The sequence below is a fragment of the Pontibacter actiniarum genome, assembly GCF_003585765.1.
GTDB lineage: Bacteria > Bacteroidota > Bacteroidia > Cytophagales > Hymenobacteraceae > Pontibacter > Pontibacter actiniarum.
Map to the genome: position 1 here is coordinate 2328738 of NZ_CP021235.1, position 17035 is coordinate 2345772.

General features: G+C 50.2%; 19 protein-coding genes. 8 read left to right on the forward strand and 11 right to left on the reverse strand.

Going from position 1 to position 17035, the window contains the following annotated elements; all coding sequences use genetic code 11:
* Positions 1–50 precede the first annotated feature (50 nt).
* Both CA264_RS10070 and CA264_RS10075 read right to left on the reverse strand, forming a co-directional pair.
* Positions 51–932 carry a toxin-antitoxin system YwqK family antitoxin gene (locus CA264_RS10070; RefSeq protein ID WP_025606823.1) on the reverse strand — a complete coding sequence of 294 codons (882 nt, stop codon included), beginning with the start codon at positions 930–932 and terminating at the stop codon, positions 51–53.
* A 373-nt stretch (positions 933–1305) separates the two neighbouring features.
* Positions 1306–2205, reverse strand: coding sequence for a PhzF family phenazine biosynthesis protein (locus CA264_RS10075; RefSeq protein ID WP_025606824.1), 900 nt, complete (start codon positions 2203–2205; stop codon positions 1306–1308).
* Positions 2206–2653: 448 nt separating this feature from the next.
* On the opposite strand from CA264_RS10075, the gene CA264_RS22370 reads away from it, so the two are divergent.
* The gene (locus CA264_RS22370) at positions 2654–2959 is read left to right on the forward strand and encodes a heme-binding protein (RefSeq protein WP_025606826.1); all 306 of its coding nucleotides are present in this window, start codon (positions 2654–2656) and stop codon (positions 2957–2959) included.
* A gap of 16 nt (positions 2960–2975) precedes the next feature.
* Positions 2976–3383, forward strand: coding sequence for a hydroxyisourate hydrolase (gene uraH / locus CA264_RS10090; protein WP_025606828.1), 408 nt, complete (start codon positions 2976–2978; stop codon positions 3381–3383).
* Positions 3384–3465: 82 nt separating this feature from the next.
* Here uraH and CA264_RS10095 read toward each other — a convergent pair whose 3' ends face one another.
* Positions 3466–3675 carry a hypothetical protein gene (locus CA264_RS10095; RefSeq protein ID WP_157593682.1) on the reverse strand — a complete coding sequence of 70 codons (210 nt, stop codon included), beginning with the start codon at positions 3673–3675 and terminating at the stop codon, positions 3466–3468.
* Positions 3672–3854, reverse strand: a complete 183-nt coding sequence (locus CA264_RS21855) for a hypothetical protein (protein ID WP_157593683.1) — start codon at positions 3852–3854, stop codon at positions 3672–3674. The genes CA264_RS10095 and CA264_RS21855 overlap by 4 nt, the downstream gene beginning before the upstream one ends.
* A 334-nt stretch (positions 3855–4188) precedes the next feature.
* Here CA264_RS21855 and CA264_RS10100 point away from each other — a divergent pair, with 334 nt between their 5' ends.
* Genes CA264_RS10100 through CA264_RS10115 form a run of 4 tightly spaced genes read left to right on the forward strand, consistent with a single transcriptional unit; the run spans position 4189 to position 6785 of the window.
* The gene (locus CA264_RS10100; protein WP_025606831.1) at positions 4189–4617 is read left to right on the forward strand and encodes a ribonuclease H family protein; all 429 of its coding nucleotides are present in this window, start codon (positions 4189–4191) and stop codon (positions 4615–4617) included.
* Between the two features lie 53 nt (positions 4618–4670).
* Positions 4671–5315 (forward strand): hypothetical protein, encoded by a 645-nt coding sequence (locus CA264_RS10105; protein WP_025606833.1) that lies wholly within the window; start codon positions 4671–4673, stop codon positions 5313–5315.
* A 35-nt stretch (positions 5316–5350) separates the two neighbouring features.
* Positions 5351–6184 carry a sensor histidine kinase gene (locus CA264_RS10110; RefSeq protein ID WP_025606834.1) on the forward strand — a complete coding sequence of 278 codons (834 nt, stop codon included), beginning with the start codon at positions 5351–5353 and terminating at the stop codon, positions 6182–6184.
* Positions 6153–6785: a response regulator transcription factor gene (locus CA264_RS10115; RefSeq protein ID WP_025606835.1), complete on the forward strand. Its 633-nt coding sequence runs from the start codon at positions 6153–6155 to the stop codon at positions 6783–6785. Before CA264_RS10110 ends, CA264_RS10115 begins: the two co-directional genes overlap by 32 nt.
* Before the next feature lie 402 nt (positions 6786–7187).
* On the opposite strand, the gene CA264_RS10120 is transcribed toward CA264_RS10115, so the two are convergent.
* Entirely contained in the window at positions 7188–7559 is a 372-nt protein-coding gene (locus CA264_RS10120) for a DUF7009 family protein (protein ID WP_162912073.1), read from the reverse strand.
* Positions 7560–8049: 490 nt separating this feature from the next.
* Between CA264_RS10120 and CA264_RS10125 the strand changes: the two genes are divergently transcribed.
* The gene (locus CA264_RS10125; protein WP_084196201.1) at positions 8050–8148 is read left to right on the forward strand and encodes a zf-TFIIB domain-containing protein; all 99 of its coding nucleotides are present in this window, start codon (positions 8050–8052) and stop codon (positions 8146–8148) included.
* Between the two features lie 943 nt (positions 8149–9091).
* On the opposite strand, the gene CA264_RS10130 is transcribed toward CA264_RS10125, so the two are convergent.
* The 6 genes from CA264_RS10130 to CA264_RS10155 form a co-directional block, all read right to left on the reverse strand.
* Positions 9092–10363, reverse strand: coding sequence for a chloride channel protein (locus CA264_RS10130; RefSeq protein WP_025606838.1), 1272 nt, complete (start codon positions 10361–10363; stop codon positions 9092–9094).
* A 281-nt stretch (positions 10364–10644) separates the two neighbouring features.
* The gene (locus tag CA264_RS10135; RefSeq protein WP_025606839.1) at positions 10645–10947 is read right to left on the reverse strand and encodes a DUF6755 family protein; all 303 of its coding nucleotides are present in this window, start codon (positions 10945–10947) and stop codon (positions 10645–10647) included.
* A gap of 13 nt (positions 10948–10960) precedes the next feature.
* Positions 10961–11479 carry a QcrA and Rieske domain-containing protein gene (locus CA264_RS10140; RefSeq protein WP_025606841.1) on the reverse strand — a complete coding sequence of 173 codons (519 nt, stop codon included), beginning with the start codon at positions 11477–11479 and terminating at the stop codon, positions 10961–10963.
* Between the two features lie 18 nt (positions 11480–11497).
* Positions 11498–12076, reverse strand: coding sequence for a 4Fe-4S dicluster domain-containing protein (locus CA264_RS10145; protein ID WP_025606843.1), 579 nt, complete (start codon positions 12074–12076; stop codon positions 11498–11500).
* 27 nt (positions 12077–12103) lie between these two features.
* Complete coding sequence (locus CA264_RS10150) at positions 12104–14320, reverse strand: molybdopterin oxidoreductase family protein (RefSeq protein ID WP_025606844.1); 2217 nt, start codon at positions 14318–14320, stop codon at positions 12104–12106.
* Between the two features lie 80 nt (positions 14321–14400).
* Positions 14401–15456: a hypothetical protein gene (locus tag CA264_RS10155; RefSeq protein ID WP_025606846.1), complete on the reverse strand. Its 1056-nt coding sequence runs from the start codon at positions 15454–15456 to the stop codon at positions 14401–14403.
* A 428-nt stretch (positions 15457–15884) separates the two neighbouring features.
* On the opposite strand from CA264_RS10155, the gene CA264_RS10160 reads away from it, so the two are divergent.
* Complete coding sequence (locus CA264_RS10160) at positions 15885–16937, forward strand: tellurite resistance/C4-dicarboxylate transporter family protein (protein ID WP_025606848.1); 1053 nt, start codon at positions 15885–15887, stop codon at positions 16935–16937.
* Positions 16938–17035: the final 98 nt, after the last annotated feature.

Genomic DNA, 17035 nt, shown 5'->3' on the forward strand with positions numbered 1-17035 from the left:
GCGTAGCTACCTAATAGCCAAGCGCGTTGGAGCATGTTTTTCTTTTCAACTCACTTAACAAAGACTTTTTTGGAGAAGAAACTACGTCGCTCACGCCGGACATAGGTCGTATCGCTTTTACCAGACTCTCTGAAGTCGTCCACGCGCCCCCGCAGTATATGGCGTCCCCTACTTCTTGCAATAAAGGTATAGGTAGCCTTAAAATCCTTACCAAGGACAGTATCCTGCTGGCTCTTATCCACTAACCTGTAAAACTCATCATAGCCACCAACCAGCAACTGCATGTTCTTTTTTAGCATCGGTGTCTCCAGCGTAACAGTTACCTGACAGGTATCACCCAGCTCCAGTGTATCGCAGTTATTACTTACGCTCAAATAATAGCTGCTGTCCTTCATTATTTTCCCCTCTTCATTGAAAATGAGCACCTGATTCACCTCTTCCTTTCCATTCTGCTCGTACATATCAACCACCTTGCTTTCCATAGACTCCAAACTTCCATCTTTACGATAGAATTTCCCCCAGCCAACCCTAATACCATCTTTATAGGGGACCATCATTTCCAGGGTGCCGTTAGGGTAGTAATATTTGGAAATGCCGTTCAAGCGTCCATCATTAAAATGAACTTCCCCCTCTACAGAGCCATCTTCGTAATAATCGGTAAGGGTTCCATGGTTTTTACCATGCTTATAGTAGCCTATCGTCTCGACCTTTCCGGTTGGGTAATACACCACCCTTTTACCGTGCCAATTGTTTTTTAGTACTTCAGTTTCGGCTTTTAACGCCCCACTAGAATAATACTCTCGTTGAACGCTACTACTTTGACTGTTACAGGAAAAAGTTAGGAGAGAAATTAGTAAAAGAGTTAACACCAATGAGTAGGGCATTTTATAAAATAGCACTGTCAGAACAAAAGTGTTTTTAACTTTTTCCAATTCTTAATTGATTTAAATATGCTACAACGGTTTGTACAGGCTGCGAGTGAGGCGTAGCCGAGCATGGAGCCTGTACCGTGTTGGCAGCAGGCATTTTAACCATTGTCAATGGGTTTATCAAGCTTCCTAAGATTCCAGTTTTTCTTAATCCATTGTCCTTTTGAAAAATTGTTTTGCCATACTTTTTGGAAGGGTGGCTCTATTTTATTTATATCAGGCACATAGGCCCTCTTATGTTAAGCAAGAGCAACGTCCGTAGAAATAAATATGCCTTTCACTGGCCTCTGCTGAGCGTACGAAAAGCTCACGGTCTGCACAAGCAATGGCTGAAAGCAGGTGGGGCAATTTATTTTTTTTATTTAGCCCTAGACTGCTAGTTTCTATAGACGCTTGTAGGCAAATCTTTCTCATCAAATATGCCTGCATAACCACTCACCTCTGTAGTTGTTACATTATTTATTCTTGAAGTTTTAACCATAATTTTACTGGGCTTGTTCATCGCTTTACCTTGACCAATTATAATTCCTTTGTTGTTCAAATCATTTTTTTTGCTATATTTTGTTAAATAAGCGCCTAATGCACAAGCTGCTACTCCTGTAGCCGGGTCTTCATTATATCCTGCGTTGTTAGGAAATTGTCTAGCTTCAAAATCATAGTTCTGATTTTTAGTCTGAAGGCTGAAAGGATAAAAACCAGTAGTACCATACCTGGTACATAAAGCCCATAAATCGTTAAAATTGGGTTTTAAAGCATGTAATTGTTCATCGTTTATAATAGGAACTATCAATTTGGGTCTTGAAGTAGAAACAGATTGTATAGGAAAATCGGTGGTATCTATATTTTCCATATTTGTATTCAGACATTTAGCAACTTCTTCTTTGCTAGGATTATTTTGCACAAATTCTGGAGGAAATTGATTTACCGTGACTAGAATCGAATCATTAATATTTTGATTCAATTTGATATTTATAATGCCTAGAAGAGTTTCAATTTGAATTTTATTTTCTTTTACTAATCCGTGTTTTGCTAAAAAAGTTGCTCCTGCAATGGTAGCGTGAACACACATTTCCATTTCATGATTTGGCACAAAATATCTAAACTTGTAAGTTATATCTTCCATCGAAGACTCAGAAATAAAAACACTTTCAAATCCAAAGTATTTAGTTATTTGTAACATTTGATTGGTGGATAGATTTCCATGATCAAATATCAAAGGACAGGGATTTCCTCCTTTTTCGCCGTCTGAAAACACTGTTGTTTCTACTGTTGTCATACTTTTGCTTAACTACTGGATCTAAATGATAGTTACGTTTAGCCGCTCAATAAGAATTGGCTAAACGTAACTGGACTTCCGGTTATAGGATATACTAAGTTAAGTATAAAGAAGCCATCTATAAGTTTCTGTTCCTGCCAAAGTACCTGAACCCGACCCTGCAATTCCAGCCAATCAGGTAGGTATTTCTCATAACACATGTTATGTTCAGCAGGACAGACAGATGCGCTGTTCTTCCACTTGCAGATAATCATTCAAAATAGCGAAGTCCCTGTGGATAAGGTTCGATAATTTAATCCTTCGGTCTACACGACAGGCCTTCAGTTAACGCTGAAGGCCTTTTTTATTGCACTCCGGACGCCATTCGAACGCTTTTCCCGCTTTAACCTTATCAACTAGCGTTACATTCGCCCGACTGAAAGGTCTTAGCCCCACTCCAATCACCTTCTTGTTTCTAGCGCTGCAGGTTGTTCATGACAAAGAATACTTTGGAAACCTCTCTGGGCAAAGATTAGAACCACCTCACACGGCGCTCTCCACCAAAACCCCTACCCTCATGTTGGCCCGCAGTGCCAGAGCCAATGCCGACACTCAGAACTTGGCCAACCTTCCGGAGCTGTTGCTGCTTGGCGGCGGATACCCCATCTGGCATAACGGTCAGGTGATAGGAGGTATCGGCGTAGCTGGCGGCGGCGGACCTGAAAACGACCATACCATCGCCAAAGCCGCAGCAACAGCACTATTTATACCTTAACTCTAACACGCACAACATGAAAAACCTAGCTTTATTACTCCTGTTTGTTCTCATAACGACAGTTACGCATGCCCAAACTTCATCCTACCAGTTGTCGAGCCATATTTTGGATGTGGCCACTGGCATGCCGGCCAAAGGTGTCCCGGTTCAGCTGGAAAAACTGGATGAAACAACCCAGCAGTGGATACAGGTCGATGAAAAGAGAACGGACGACAACGGACGAATAAAGGAATTTCTGTCCACCAAAAGTCCTAACGTGGGCATATACAGGCTTCGCTTTTTAGTAGCTGGTTACTTCAAGGGCAAACAAACGGAGAGCTTTTACCCGTTTATCGAAGTGGTCTTTCAAATTAAGGACAAGGAACACTACCATGTTCCCATCACCCTGTCCCCTTACGGCTACGCCACCTACAGAGGAAATTAACCTAAAGCAACACAGCATGTACAGTTTCGCTTCCCCTAGGCGAAACTGTCCTTTTCGGAGTGCACTTTCGTTACACTAACGGTCAGAGAACCATTCGAATCCTGTCTGTTAAATGTCCAAAAGCTGCAGTTTGTAAGGTCACCTGCCGCCTCTTATTCCCCTTGAAGTAGGTGTGCTTGTCGTTTAGCTCCGCTCCGCAGTCGCCATGCAAACGATGCCCTTTCTTGCCGAAGTCATCCTGAAGGTCGTCAGAGAGCGGGTAGCGGCTCTTGCGCAAGTTGCTATGCCTCATGTTGATGCCGATGTTGGGCAGAGGCTGTAGCTGCCTGTCTCCTGCTGATAGTAGGCGTCCTGGTGCAGCGCTGTCCAGAGGTGCAGGTGGCATGTCTCCGCCAAGCTCGGGTCAATGTCACCGCCGAACAAGCAGTTCTCAATGACGGGCTGCTTCTCATGGAGAAGCGCCTCCTGCACGCTCGGCTGGTCTGGAAGAGCGCCCTGCCCCCTCTACACGAAAGGGCTCTAGATCTTACTCTTTTGACATCTCTCCTTTTGCAAGGGGAAATGCCCCTGTAAAAGAGGGTCTTCCGCACTGCGCCCGCGGGAACATACAGGCAGCACCCGTGGGTGTTACCGCTTTGCCGGGGAATATTCACTACGCCACGCACCAGGCAAGGCATAAAACCCTGACCTACAACAACAAGCGTCATCCCCTGTCTTGTGTCCTCGCAGAGCAGCCTTGCATGCGTGTTTTGTCCTGTACTACTTGAGGCGAGTTTATCTATGTTTCATTCAAACCCACACCATTATGGCAACCTTACTGACCAGGCAAACTGACGCCTCCTCGCAACAGCCCTCCTGCAACTTCACTGATCCGGCCCAGGCCCAGATGGTGGCCCTGCAGGTGCCCCTGGAAGAGCTTCAGGCGCGCTGTGCCCGTTACCGTACGTTACTCGCTTCGCTGCAGCCATCACAGGAGCACACCATGATTCAGGCTGCCAACTTCACCACCGACTCGGTGCGCCAGCTACTCGAGCAAAGCCCCGACAGCGCCTTTATCCGTGTCTACTATGGTATCGAGGAAGATGGGACGCACCGGCTTTTCATGGCCCCTGTCACCGAGCCGATGGCGCTTTCGGCGACCGAAGCGGCGGACATGCTCTTTGTAGACGACTGCTGTCACTGCCCGCCAAGGCTTAACTGTCCGGCAGACGAGCTGCTTGACGCAGCGGACTGATTTTTCTATCTTGAGGCACAGGAATACCCTGTGCCTCTCTTACTTACCAGCCTATGTGGGATATTTACCTTCATTTCGCGCTCCTGCTCGCCAACCTCCTGCTCTGGGGCGCCTGTTACCGCTCCTTACTCAGGCCGCTCCGGGTGCTGGGTGCCACACTGGCCCTCACCCTGCTCCTGGAGGGCTATGCCGCTTACCTGATGTGGCACCTGATGCGGAACCTGTACCTGTATCACCTGCTCACGCCCGTGCAGTATGCGGGTTATGCCCTGGTCTTCTACCAGGCGCTCAAACCGGGGCTCCCTGCCAAAGCAATACGGAGCTCCATCCCGCTGTTCCTGCTAGTGTCGCTGTTCTTTGCCCTGCTGCAGGGCACCGACACGTTCAATTCGTACGCTTCCTCACTTAAGCACCTCTTGCTGGCCGGCTGCGCCCTTATGTATTACTACGATATATTCACCCACCTGAGTGAAGCGCGCCTGCACACGGCCCCCCTGTTCTGGGTCAGCACTGGCCTGTTGTTCCATTCACTGGGTAACTTCTTTCTCTACGGTCTGATGAATACGCTCCTGGTGGAGTCCTTTGAGTTAGCCCACCTGTTATACTATTTTAGTGAATTTCTCGGATATCTTTTGTATCTTACTTTCCTGATTGCCTTCCTGCTAGGCAGCAAACAGGCACTGCGCCCGGCAACGTAAGGCCCTTGCCATTGTCCTATTTCAACTCCTTTCCTATGAGCGATGTACCTTGGATCATCGGCGCAGGCACTGCCCTTCTGTTAGGGCTCAGCATCTTCATTACCCTGATGACGCTTACCTACCAGCAAAGGCGCCTGCAGCATCGAAAGGAGCTCGATCACCTGACAATGGCTTACCAGCGGGAGATCCTCCAGGCCCGGCTGGAAGCGCAGGAGCAAACACTTCTTGCTGTCTCCCAGGAACTGCACGATAACCTGGGGCAGCAGCTGGCACTTATCAGGCTGCATATGAGCACCCTAGATATGACCGGCACCCAGCCTCCCGGGCAAAAAGTACAATTCTGTAAGGAGGTCCTCGATCAGGCTGTTACTGACCTGCGGCACCTTTCCAGGCGGCTCAACAGCCGGCATGTAGACCACCAGTCCCTACCGGACCTATTGCGCGACCTGCTCCAGTCCATCCAAAAAACCGGTGTGCTAACGGCCACTTTCCGGTTGCAGGGGCAGGAGCAGAACATACCTGCGGAAAAAAAGCTCCTTGTTTTTCGCATGGTGCAGGAGGCCCTGAGTAACAGCATCCGGCACGCCGCAGCCACCAGCATTCGGGCGTGCCTTGCCTACCACAGCGATAAGCTCCTCTTACAGATCAGCGACGACGGCAAGGGAATAAAGCCCTCGGAGCTCTCCTCGCGCGTGGGCAGCTCCGAAGGAAGCGGGCTTTTCAACATGCACTACCGGGCCAAGCTGATGGGGGCTCGTCTCCTGATCCGGCGCCAGGAGCCCCGGGGCACCCTTGTTTCCATAGAACTACCCTATTACACACCAAATACTACAAGCTATGACCACAACCAAAGTAGCCCTTGTGGATGACCACAGGCTTTTCCGCAAAGGCCTGCTCGAGCTCATCAATGGATTCAGCGACTATACCGTCACTCTGGAAGCCGATAACGGGAAAGACCTTACCCATAAACTTTTCCCGGAGAAGATCCCCGACATCGTGCTGCTTGACATCAGCATGCCCGTTATGAACGGCTATGAAACCGCCGCCTGGCTGCAGGCCCACCACCCAAGTATTAAGATCCTGGCCCTGTCCATGGGCCAGGAGGAGGAAACGATCCTGCGCATGCTCCGCTGCGGCATCAACGGCTACCTGCTCAAGACAGCCGACCCCTCGGAGCTGCGGATGGCGCTCGATGCCCTCTTGGTCAATGGTAGTTACTACGCCGGCAGCGTGAGCGAGGTCCTTAAAAAGGACCTGCAGGGCGAACGTCTGACCCTCACCGAGCGTGAGCTCCAGGTCCTGCGCCTGGCCTGCACGGAGCTGCCCTACAAAGCCATTGCCGCCGAGCTGCACCTCTCACCCCGTGCGGTGGAGACCGCCCGGGAGCACTTGTTTCAAAAGCTGCAGGTTTCCTCCCGGGTGGGCTTGGCTGTGTATGCCATCACACACGGCCTTTACCAGCCGGAATAACACCTGCCTAAATGGAAGGAAATCCACGTTCTTCTGCTACCATTAGCAGAAGAACGTGGATTGAAAGCGTGTTGTTTATAGCTGATGTGGCTGTACTGGCGCACCTACCACTGTAGCCTAAGGCAGTGAACGGTTAAGGTACTCCTAAAGAATGGCTAAGCAGCCACAGCAAACGCAGCTCTAGAAAAATAGGAGAACTACTGTTTGTATATGAGATAAGCCTTGATAGGAGCAGGCTTTGAGATTATGCCGAAAGTCAGTTTAAAACTTGACCAAATAGAAAACCCAAACCGTCGTCTGGGCAAACGAGGCTTTCGGAATGCGGAGTGGTAAGTGTATGCAAGGTCCATGTGCTGTATGCCACCTACAATCGATTTCCACCAAAGCCGGCAACACCTCCAGTTAGCATCTTGTATCCAATGGGTTCGGGAATGCATCCGACTCATCTTCATTAGGCCTTTCCTGCAGACACTTGAAGTCCTTCTCAATTAAAATGTACAGGTATTCACCTTCACTCAACAACATCTGCCCTTCTATCCCCACCTGGTCGGTATCGGTCCACTTCTTAGCTAATTCTCTCGGCACGAGCACCTTGATGTTATTAGCAATAAAGCTGGCTGAAACTACTTCTGATTCCTCATCTTTTAACAATGAATAGCTGATGGCTTGTGCCAGAGAGGGCCCCAGCTGCGAAGTGGTAACAACTTTTCCCTTATTTTTAAATTGCTCTACCTCCTGCTGCATCAGCCGCAACCGGATAGAATTATCCTTCATTCTAATCTTCATCGTGTTTTGCCTTATGTGGAGAGTGCCTGCTACAACATCATATTAAGCATATGTACTGTGGTTCCGATACTACGAGGTTTAAAGGAAGAAAGGTTCCTGCTCTTGACCAACCCTGCTTGGACATAGTAAAAAGCAGTAGCTCTTTTGCTATGTCTGTTTTGGTATGCTCGCTTTCACTTGTTCTTATCCTCTTCATGCGCGTGCCAACTTTTGCAAAAACTCTTCTTAGGACGGGACAGAAAACAATACAAAAGCTACACGAAACTAGAACTCTTCTACTGTCTTGTTAGTACTGCGCTGCTGAACATAGTCGGTGGAATTGGAAAGAAAAAGGCTCCCCTTGCTGCATAACCTCTTTCATGAGCTTTTAAACCAGTTTTGTCATGGGCTTACATCGTTCAATAAATTACTAAAGTACGGTGCTATGCGATTTTCTGCTTCTGTTGAAGAGTACAACAAAGTAACTGCCACCTGAGCAGTGCGCTGCTACAATCAAAGGCTTTTGATGAGCGTTAAGCACGGAGTTGAGATTGATTACTGCCCTAATTGCCGCCGCATCTGGTTGAACCGCGTCTAACTCGAAAAGATCGTAGAGCAATCCACTGGCCGTAGACAGACCATAAACGCTACGGCGACCAGAGGCATAATCCGCTCAAAAAGCACAGGTATTCAGCCTAAAAATAAATATTGCCTTGGTAGACACCAAAGCATCCCTTACAGCCGATGCTCGCATGGTTGGGGTCTGCCTCGGCTCCTTAGGCATAGCCATTTAGTGGGAGCTCATGAGTGTTACTGATGGACCTGGCAGCACAATTGGAAATGATCACGCAGTGACCGAAGCGTGAATAAAAACTGTTCCTCAGTAGCCTTGCGTCGTGACGTAGGCCGCAGAAAGGCTTCATCAAGCGTAGTCCAAGGCTATCTCCCATAAGGCAGTACCTCCATACCAGCCAGACACCACTTCCTGCGTTGGTACGCCCTTATGTGCAGACGAAGTAGCGCTTTACTCCCCCGTTAGCGATCACCTAACAAACAGGAGCTCCTCTAGTTAGCTAGCATAAGAATTGCTATTTACCAGGGACAAGATCAATAAAGAAACACTTGTCAGCCGCATTGTACATGCAATATGGATACCCTCTCCCTCTTCAACTCAAATGTACCCAGATCAGGAAATATGAAATATGGGGACAACCTGGCATCCACGCCTTTGTCAATCAAGGGGCTTCCTTCTGCGGAAACTAAGTAGGAGGTGTTCGGCAAGCCGCCATCTGTTTAGGAGGCAGTAGAAGCATCTTTACATCCACACTTTGAAAAACCGGTACCTTTTACGGCAACTCCTGTTTGTCTGTTCTCTTGGATTGTTTCGGTTCGGTCGGCAAGTAATTTGTCGACCGAACCATGTGCAATACTTTTGAACCCGTCAGCCTTAGCAAAGGGTTGTCCCTCAGGAAGGCCAGGTTCATTTTTTGCCGTGGGCCGCGCAGTGATAGAGCACCACGCTTCGGGTGTTGATTCCCCACTTATTCCTTTACGCCCAGCTGCGCGTTTATCAGCGGTGTTTTAGGCGCCAGGAAAAAGCCGGTGAGGCTGGCAAAAAGTATCGGGATGAAATAATGAAAACCTGTAAGCGTGGCCAGCAAAATGGTCGTGCTGATAGGTGTGCGGGTAACGCAGGCATTTATAGCGGCCATGCAGCTTACCATGATCAGAGGCAGGTTCTGGCCCGGAAAGGCAGTATTCACAATCATGCCCACCGTAGCACCCACAAAGAAAAGCGGAATGATAAAACCGCCGCGCCAGCCGGAGGTAACGGTAAAGGCGATTGCCAGTATCTTGGCTCCCAGAAGTATAAGCAGGAACTCCATTGTAAACTGCTCCTCCAGCAGCACGTTCAGCTCATCGTGGCTAAAGTAGCGGGAGAGGGGCACAAAGTAGGCAATCGTACCGATGATAAACCCTCCGATCATCATCTTGATATAAATAGGTACATGCAGCTTTTGAAAAATACGGCGGCATTGGCGCACTGTAAAAATGAACAGCCAACCAGCTGCCGTGCCTGCCATCGCATACAGCATGGCATAGAAAAAATCGTTTAGCTCGGGCGTGGCATAGATCGGAAAAACCCAGGTAGGGCCAATGCCGATGTGCGTAACCAGAAGAAAGATAACGTAGCTGGAGCAACTAGCCACCAAGGCGGGTATCAGGGCCTGGTAATATTCGCTGATGTGTTTGTGGTGTTGGATCTCCAATGCAAAGAGGCTACCGCCCAGTGGGGCGCCAAACAGGGCTGTAAAGGCAGCGGCCATGCCCGCTATACTTAAAGAACGCAGGTCTTCGCCTTTTATCCTGAGCTTCCGGGCTATCCAGGTGCCGGTGGAGCCTACCACCTGCACCAGCGGCGCCTCCGGGCCTGCGCTGCCGCCGCTCGCAATGCACAACCACGACGACAGGATCATGGACGGGTTGTTCTTGGGCTCCAATCTGCCACCCTTAAAGCGGATGTTGTTTACGATGAGGTCCATTTCGCCGGGGTCGCCGAGGAAGTGAATCACCAAACCTGCTAGCAAACCTGCCACTGCCATAACCGGAATGACATAAAGCCCCTGGAACTGCGCCAGGAAATGCAGCAGTCCTTCCAGCACCGTCCAGTAAAAGCCGGCGATCACACCGCCCACAATACCCACGGCTATCCACAGCAAAAACAGCTTGCTGAACACAAAAGGATTGAACTGCAACGGGTAGTTTAACTGGTTCCGAAGCGTTGCGGCCAGTCTTCTTCTCTTAAAGTCCATCGGGCAAAGGTACCAAAAATTAAATAGGGCACGGTACCTCCGTATGATATGGCTAAGCGCTCCGCTCCAAGCCTTACCTCTCGCTTCTTGCCTTGGGTCTTTTCCAGGTGCCGTTCCAGCTAATGATGACAGCTCAAAGCAGCAGGTACGATGGGTTCACTTTTCCACTTTTTTACCTCTGCAGAAATAGGTGAGCTTTGGCACGCTGGGAAGGAGGTGTTACAAGAACAATGCATCTTCTGTCTTCCCACGCTATTCTGTTGATGTGCCGCGGGGTCAATTTATTTGTACCTGTCCCCCTTATACTTGTTTACATCCTTTTCCGGTAACGGAAGCTTGTTATGAAGTACCGCGGCATTGGGCAGGAACTTCAGCAGCCACACATTCACAAGGAAGAGAATCAGGGAAAAGATAAATGCGGCAACGGCAAGTCCTGAGTTCTCGTCCAGGGCATTGTTCAGAGCACTGTAGAGCAGCCATATCTGAATGCTCATGTTTCCGATCAGCAGCATGATGATGCCGAGCATCAGTGTACTGGTTTTGTTTGGATGCGCCTGGTTCTGTGCCTCTCTAAAATCACTCATAAACGTTTTCTGTTTAGTTTACCTGGTCTTTAAAAGCGGTTACATAAACTTTCTCGTTCCGCACGACTACTTTCAACTGCGGCAGGTCGCGTGGCGGTGGCCCCTGCAGTACTTCTCCTGTGTCAGCGCTGAACCAACCGTTGTGGCAGGGGCACTCTATTTTCTTCACTTCATCGCGGTACACTACGGCACAGGATAGATGAGTGCACTTCTGCTCAAAGGCACGCCACTCATGCTCCGCCAAGTGAATCAGGATGTAAGGGATTTCTTTTTCGCCTGTGATGGAAAACATGGTCATCCCGCCAACCGGAACATCCGAGGTGTTGCAAACAAAATGCTCCCCTTTCATTTCCTTGTCTGAAGCCATCAGGGAGTTGATCAGCACATACCCGTTTCCAAACGCCATACCGCCAGAGAGCAGGCAAAGGAACTTTGCGAATTCACGGCGGGAGATATTGGTCGCCTCATCCTGCCGGATGGGAAAGTCGCGTTTCCAGGCCGGCGGGTTTTCATCTTTTGGTGAGTAAGCCATCGTATGGATCATTTGTTGTTAATGTACCCTCAACGCGGTGCTGCCCTTCGGCATCATGACGTTTACTTTGGTGTGCACCGTCTGAGCCCCGAACTGGAACGTATTCACAGGATCACTGTTGGGACGCATTTTCCGTATCTCTTCGCGAGTACCATAAAAAAGGGCCCCGCTTGGACATACAGTGGCGCACATTGGTTTTTTGCCCACGCTGGTACGATCGTAGCAGAGGTTGCACTTCATCATCAGTTCGGCTGCCTCCATTTTCTTCGGCACCCCAAACGGGCAGGCCATTACGCAGTTTGAGCAACCAATGCAGCGGGAGGTGTTAGCGGAGTGTACCACGCCATTGCTGTCCTTGGCAATGGCATCGGCCGGGCAAACGTTGGCGCAAGCCGGGTCTTCGCAGTGCATGCACACCTGTACCGTTGTTTGTACAGAATGGGCGCGGTCTACATAATTTACGTGAATCATGGTTTCCTGCCCGTTTGTCTCGCATTCGGCACAGGCCGCCTCACAGGCACGGCACCCGATGCAGCGCTGCATGTCCACAAAAAATTCCATGTCCGGGTTAAAGTTCTTTTCTGGTTCTAAAGCCATAAGTTTGTTCTGTCGTTATACTATAAATTATCTGCTTTGGTAGGCTAATGATTCTTTGGAGGGCGGTGCGATGACCCCGGTCGGCACAAGCTTACAGGCACATACCTTGAACTCCGGCATTTTAGACGTCGGGTCGAGCACGCCAATAGTGAGCTGGTTTGCCGACTTGCGCCCACCCCAGTGATAGGGAATAAAAACAGTGTCTTGCCGTATGGTGGTCACAATCTGGGCAGGAAACTCCGCCTCTCCCCGTCTCGTCATGACCTTAACAATTTCCCGCTCTTTGATGCCATACTGCTGCGCCAGGCTCGGGTGGATCTCCAGCAAGGGCTCTGGATATGAATCGTTCAAGCGACCCAGGCGGCGCGTTTGTGTCCCGCTTAAATACTGCGAAACGACACGGCCCGTGGTCAGCAAGATCGGGTATTCCGCATCTACCGGTTCTGCCGACAGCCGATAGGGTGCCGGGTTGAAATGTGCTTTGCCGTCAGGTGTCAAAAACTTCTTGTCCTCCCAAAGCCGGGGCGTTCCCGGGTGATCAAGGGTAGGGCAGGGCCAGAACACGCCGAAGTTCTTTTCTATCTTTTCGTAGGTGATGCCGTAGTAGTCTACCGAGCTGCCTTTCGAGGCTACCCGTAGTTCATTGAAAATGTCCTCGCTGTTTCGGTAGGCAAATTTGTCACCAACCCCTAGCCTTGCAGCTAGCTCTTTCAATATGGCCGCGTCTGCCCGGGCATCGCCCGGCGGTGGCACGGCGGCATTTATTTTCACGACCCTCCCTTCTGCCGTGGTACCCGTGCCTTCTTCTTCCTCGTGCAGTGCCCCGGCCATCACAATGTTGGCGTGACGGGCCGTTTCGTTCAGGAAAAAATCGATGGCCACATAGAATTCCAGTTTCTCCAATGCCTCCCGCACCATGTTGTTGTTCGGCAGTGACACTATCGGGTTAAAACAGATGGAGATCAAGCCCTTGATCTCACCCCGGTGAATAGCCTCCACCAACTCGTAAGCCGACAACCCCTTACCCGGCATGTCCTTTTCGTCGATACCCCACACGCTGGCAATGTACTTGCGGTGCTCAGGATTGGTGATATCGCGGTTGCCGGGGAGTTGATCACACTTGTGGCCGTGCTCGCGCCCGCCCTGGCCGTTCCCCTGGCCGGTAATGGTGTTGTAGCCGCAGTAAGGCTTGCCAATTCTGCCGGTGGCCAGCACCAGGTTAATGCAACCCAGCACATTGTCCACGCCCTTTGAGTGTTGCTCTATGCCACGTGCGTGTAGCATGAAGCTGGTCTTGGCCCTGCCCCACATTTCGGCGGCCTGTCTTATACTTGCGGCAGGAATGCCGGTAATCCCTTCGGCCCACTCCAGGGTGTGGTCTTTTACGGACGAGATGGTCTCCTCAAAGCCGCTGGTATAGTTATCAATGAAGTCATGGTCAAGCAGGTCATTCTCCACCAGGTAGTTCAGCATGGCGCCGAACAAGGCAGAGTCGGTGCCGGGGCGCACGGGCAAGTACAAATCTGCGGTGCGGGCCACCGGTGTAATGCGCGGGTCCACCACGATGAGCTTTGCGCCGTTGTCGCGGGCCTCCCAAATGTAATGGATCAGGGTCGGGAACGTTTCGCTGACATTGGAGCCGCAGATCATGATCACTTCGGCATGCTTTAGATCTGCCCAGCTGTTGGAGGCGCGGTCGCGGCCAAAAGCTTTTTTGTTTCCTGCGCCGGCACTTACCATGCACAGGCGTCCGTTGTAATCGATGTTAGCTGTTTTAAGCGCCACCCGGGCAAACTTACCCACCATATAGCTCAGCTCGTTTGTGAGCGATACGCCTGAGAGCATGGCAAAGGCATCGTTACCGTAGGTGCTCTGGATGCGCTTAATCTCCGACACTGTCCGACTCATGGCCGTTTCCCAATCTATCGGCTTAAAGCCTTCGCCCTCTACCCGCTCAATGGGCGAGAGCAGGCGGTCGGGATGGTTGTTTTGTAGGTAGCGCACCACACCTTTGGGACACATGCGGCCTTCGTTGAACGGGAACTCCATCCAGGGCTCAAAGCCTACCACTACATCATCCTTCACCTTTAACTGTATGCCGCACTGCATCCCGCAAAAGCAGCAGTGGGTTTTAACCAGTTTGTCCGGCTCGGCGTGCCCCTGAAATCCCTGTTTGGGCGCATAGGCCTCGTGTGGACCGAAGTCTTCTATGATTTTATCGACTGTAATAGGTAATTTTGCCATGTTATAGAAGGTAACTTATATTTTAGTTAATCCTGAATAGTTCATGCAGGCGCTGGCTATGCTTCTCCAAGTACACCTTTTTATCCAAAGAACTGTCCTTGTTGCTCGCGGGCGGCAAACTGTGCTTTTGCCAGGGCGGCGCGCTTTCCTTCCGGGCTATAATCCAGGTGGCTTCCGCCATCCGGCAGGTCAAAGTTGAAGTCAAGTTCTTTGGTTACTTTCTTCAGGTCGTCCACATGCAGCTGTGTGGCAAACGCTTCCTTGGTATGCGGGCAAATGGCCATGCCCAGTCTGGCCCCCTCTCTTCTGTAAACGTTGGTACCCAGTTGCGCCGGCCGTTGAAAGATGTGGAAGAACTTGCCAAATGGAATCCATATCAGGAACAGGATTACGGTGATGGCATGTGTCACGGACATAAACTCAAAGGTCTTGCCCTGCATAAAGGAATAATCAAAAGTAAGGCCCAGACCGGTGACGGAAATCGCCAGCAATAAAACCAGTGGCAGCCAATCGTCCTGGAAGGACTGCGTGGCAATGAGCCCGCCGTTGGTTAACCTGCGGCGCATCATCATAATAGCCCCGATGATAACAAACAAAGAGCACCAGTTAAGAATGTGAAAAGCGTTGAAAGCAACTAGGCCGCCTAGTTCAAACGCCGCCACTTTGAAGCCAAAAACATGTGCTTCATATGTATCTAACGTACCAGGCGCCAGCGTAAAGTGGATCCAGCCGAAAGTGAGCGGGAACGTCACCATAAAAGCTAGCATACATCCTGTAGCGAGTAAAAAATGTCCCCACCAGCGGGTTTTACCACGGGGATAAATGAAGCGTTGGAACAGTATATTTTTGAAAAACTGCGAGATGACAAAGCCCAGGTAGGGGAAAAACCTTTTGCTGAAAACGAACTTCCAGGTGCGGCGCCAGTAGAGCCTGGTCGGTGGCCGCTGCAGCCAAACCGAATAGCGGTAAACCACACCGAACAGGGCGAAGATAGACCCGAAAAGATAAGCAATCAGGGCAGCATCAAAATTCTGAAGATCGCGGGAGCCCACGTAAACCAACACGATCAGGAGTACCGTGGCAACGGCTGCATTGATCAGCGCTTTTCCGTTCAGGGTAGAGAATATTCTAAACATAATAGCCTCTTTTAAGTTTAGCAACTTCTTTGTTCAGCCCGGTACAACAAAATCAGGGCCCTAGCTCTGCCCTTTTGGTTAAGGACAAAGAACTGCCCCTGCGTTTATGACAGTCAGACACAGCGCTCCCATCGGATTCTTAAAAAGCAGCTAGTCAGCTAGTATGTTGCGGGCAGAACTGCATTGTCCTTGCGTACGGCTCGAATTAGAGAACTGTTGTAACTTTCTCAAACTCTGTGTTGCCACCCGAAGGCTGCAGAAGTGAACGCCCCTTCTAGCAGGTATAAAAACAATCTTGTGGAAAAGCCCGTTTGCTTTTGTCTAAGAGGCGTATTGCCTACCTGCCTGTGGCCAAGTATAGGAAGTTGAACAAGTTGGGGCTGCTTGCCATCAAGTTCAGGAACAAAACCAGAGAAACGTAAGCTGCTATGTCGCTATTCTCTATACTAAAATCCGAAACAAAAGAGTTGTTCCCCGCTTACTTTGCGCTTGTCATGTCTACAGGCATTGTCTCCATCGCCGCTTACCTGCTGGACTTTCCAACCATCAGCATCGTACTTTTCTGGATAAACAACTTCCTGTATGGCTTTATGCTGCTCATGTTCCTGTGCCGGGTGCTTTTCTTCTTTGCCGCCTTTACCAATGACCTAAAGAACCATGCAAAGGGAGCTGGGTTCCTGACCTTAGTGGCAGCTTCCTGCATTCTGGGTATTCAGCACATTCTGTTACAAGAAAGTTACGCCACCGCAGCAGCACTCTGGTACCTGGCACTGGTGGCCTGGCTCCTCCTCACCTATACTTTCTTCATAGACATCACCACAAAAAAGGAAAAGCCCACACTGGAGCAGGGTGTCAACGGTGTGTGGCTGATCATCGTAGTGGCTACGCAGGCGGTGGCAATTCTGGCAACCTTCCTGGCACACCACCTACCTTTCCCGACGGAGCGGGTCATCTTTTTGGCCTTGTGCGGCTATATGCTGGGTTGTATGCTCTACATTATCCTGATCACGCTCATTTTTTACCGGCTCACTTTCTTCCCGATGAAAGCGGAGGAGTTCGCCCCGCCCTACTGGATCAACATGGGGGCTGTGGCTATCAGCACTTTGTCAGGGGCCACGCTTATCATGAATATCAATGAGGCAACAGGCTTCCTGGACTTCATCCCCTTCCTGAAAGGGTTCAGCCTATTCTTCTGGGCAACTGGCACGTGGTGGATACCCATCATCGTGGTGCTGGGCCTCTGGCGCCACATTTACAACCATTTCCCCATCTTCTATCACCCGCAGTACTGGGGCATGGTTTTTCCACTGGGCATGTACACCGTCTGTACCTGGCGGCTGGCCCAGGCGCTTAACATCCCTTACCTTCAAATAATCCCGAGTTATTTTGTATACTTGGCCTTTCTAGCCTGGGCAGTTACGTTTGCAGGCCTTTGCGTGAACCTTGTGAAGCTGTTCTTTTCCGGAAAAGCGAGAGAGTAGCTCCTGCTTTCCCTTGGTTGGCCCAACGGCCTGTGTACGGCAAGAAAGAGCCCCGGCACTTTAGTGTGCCGGGGCTGAAAAATGGTTGTAGGTGCTGT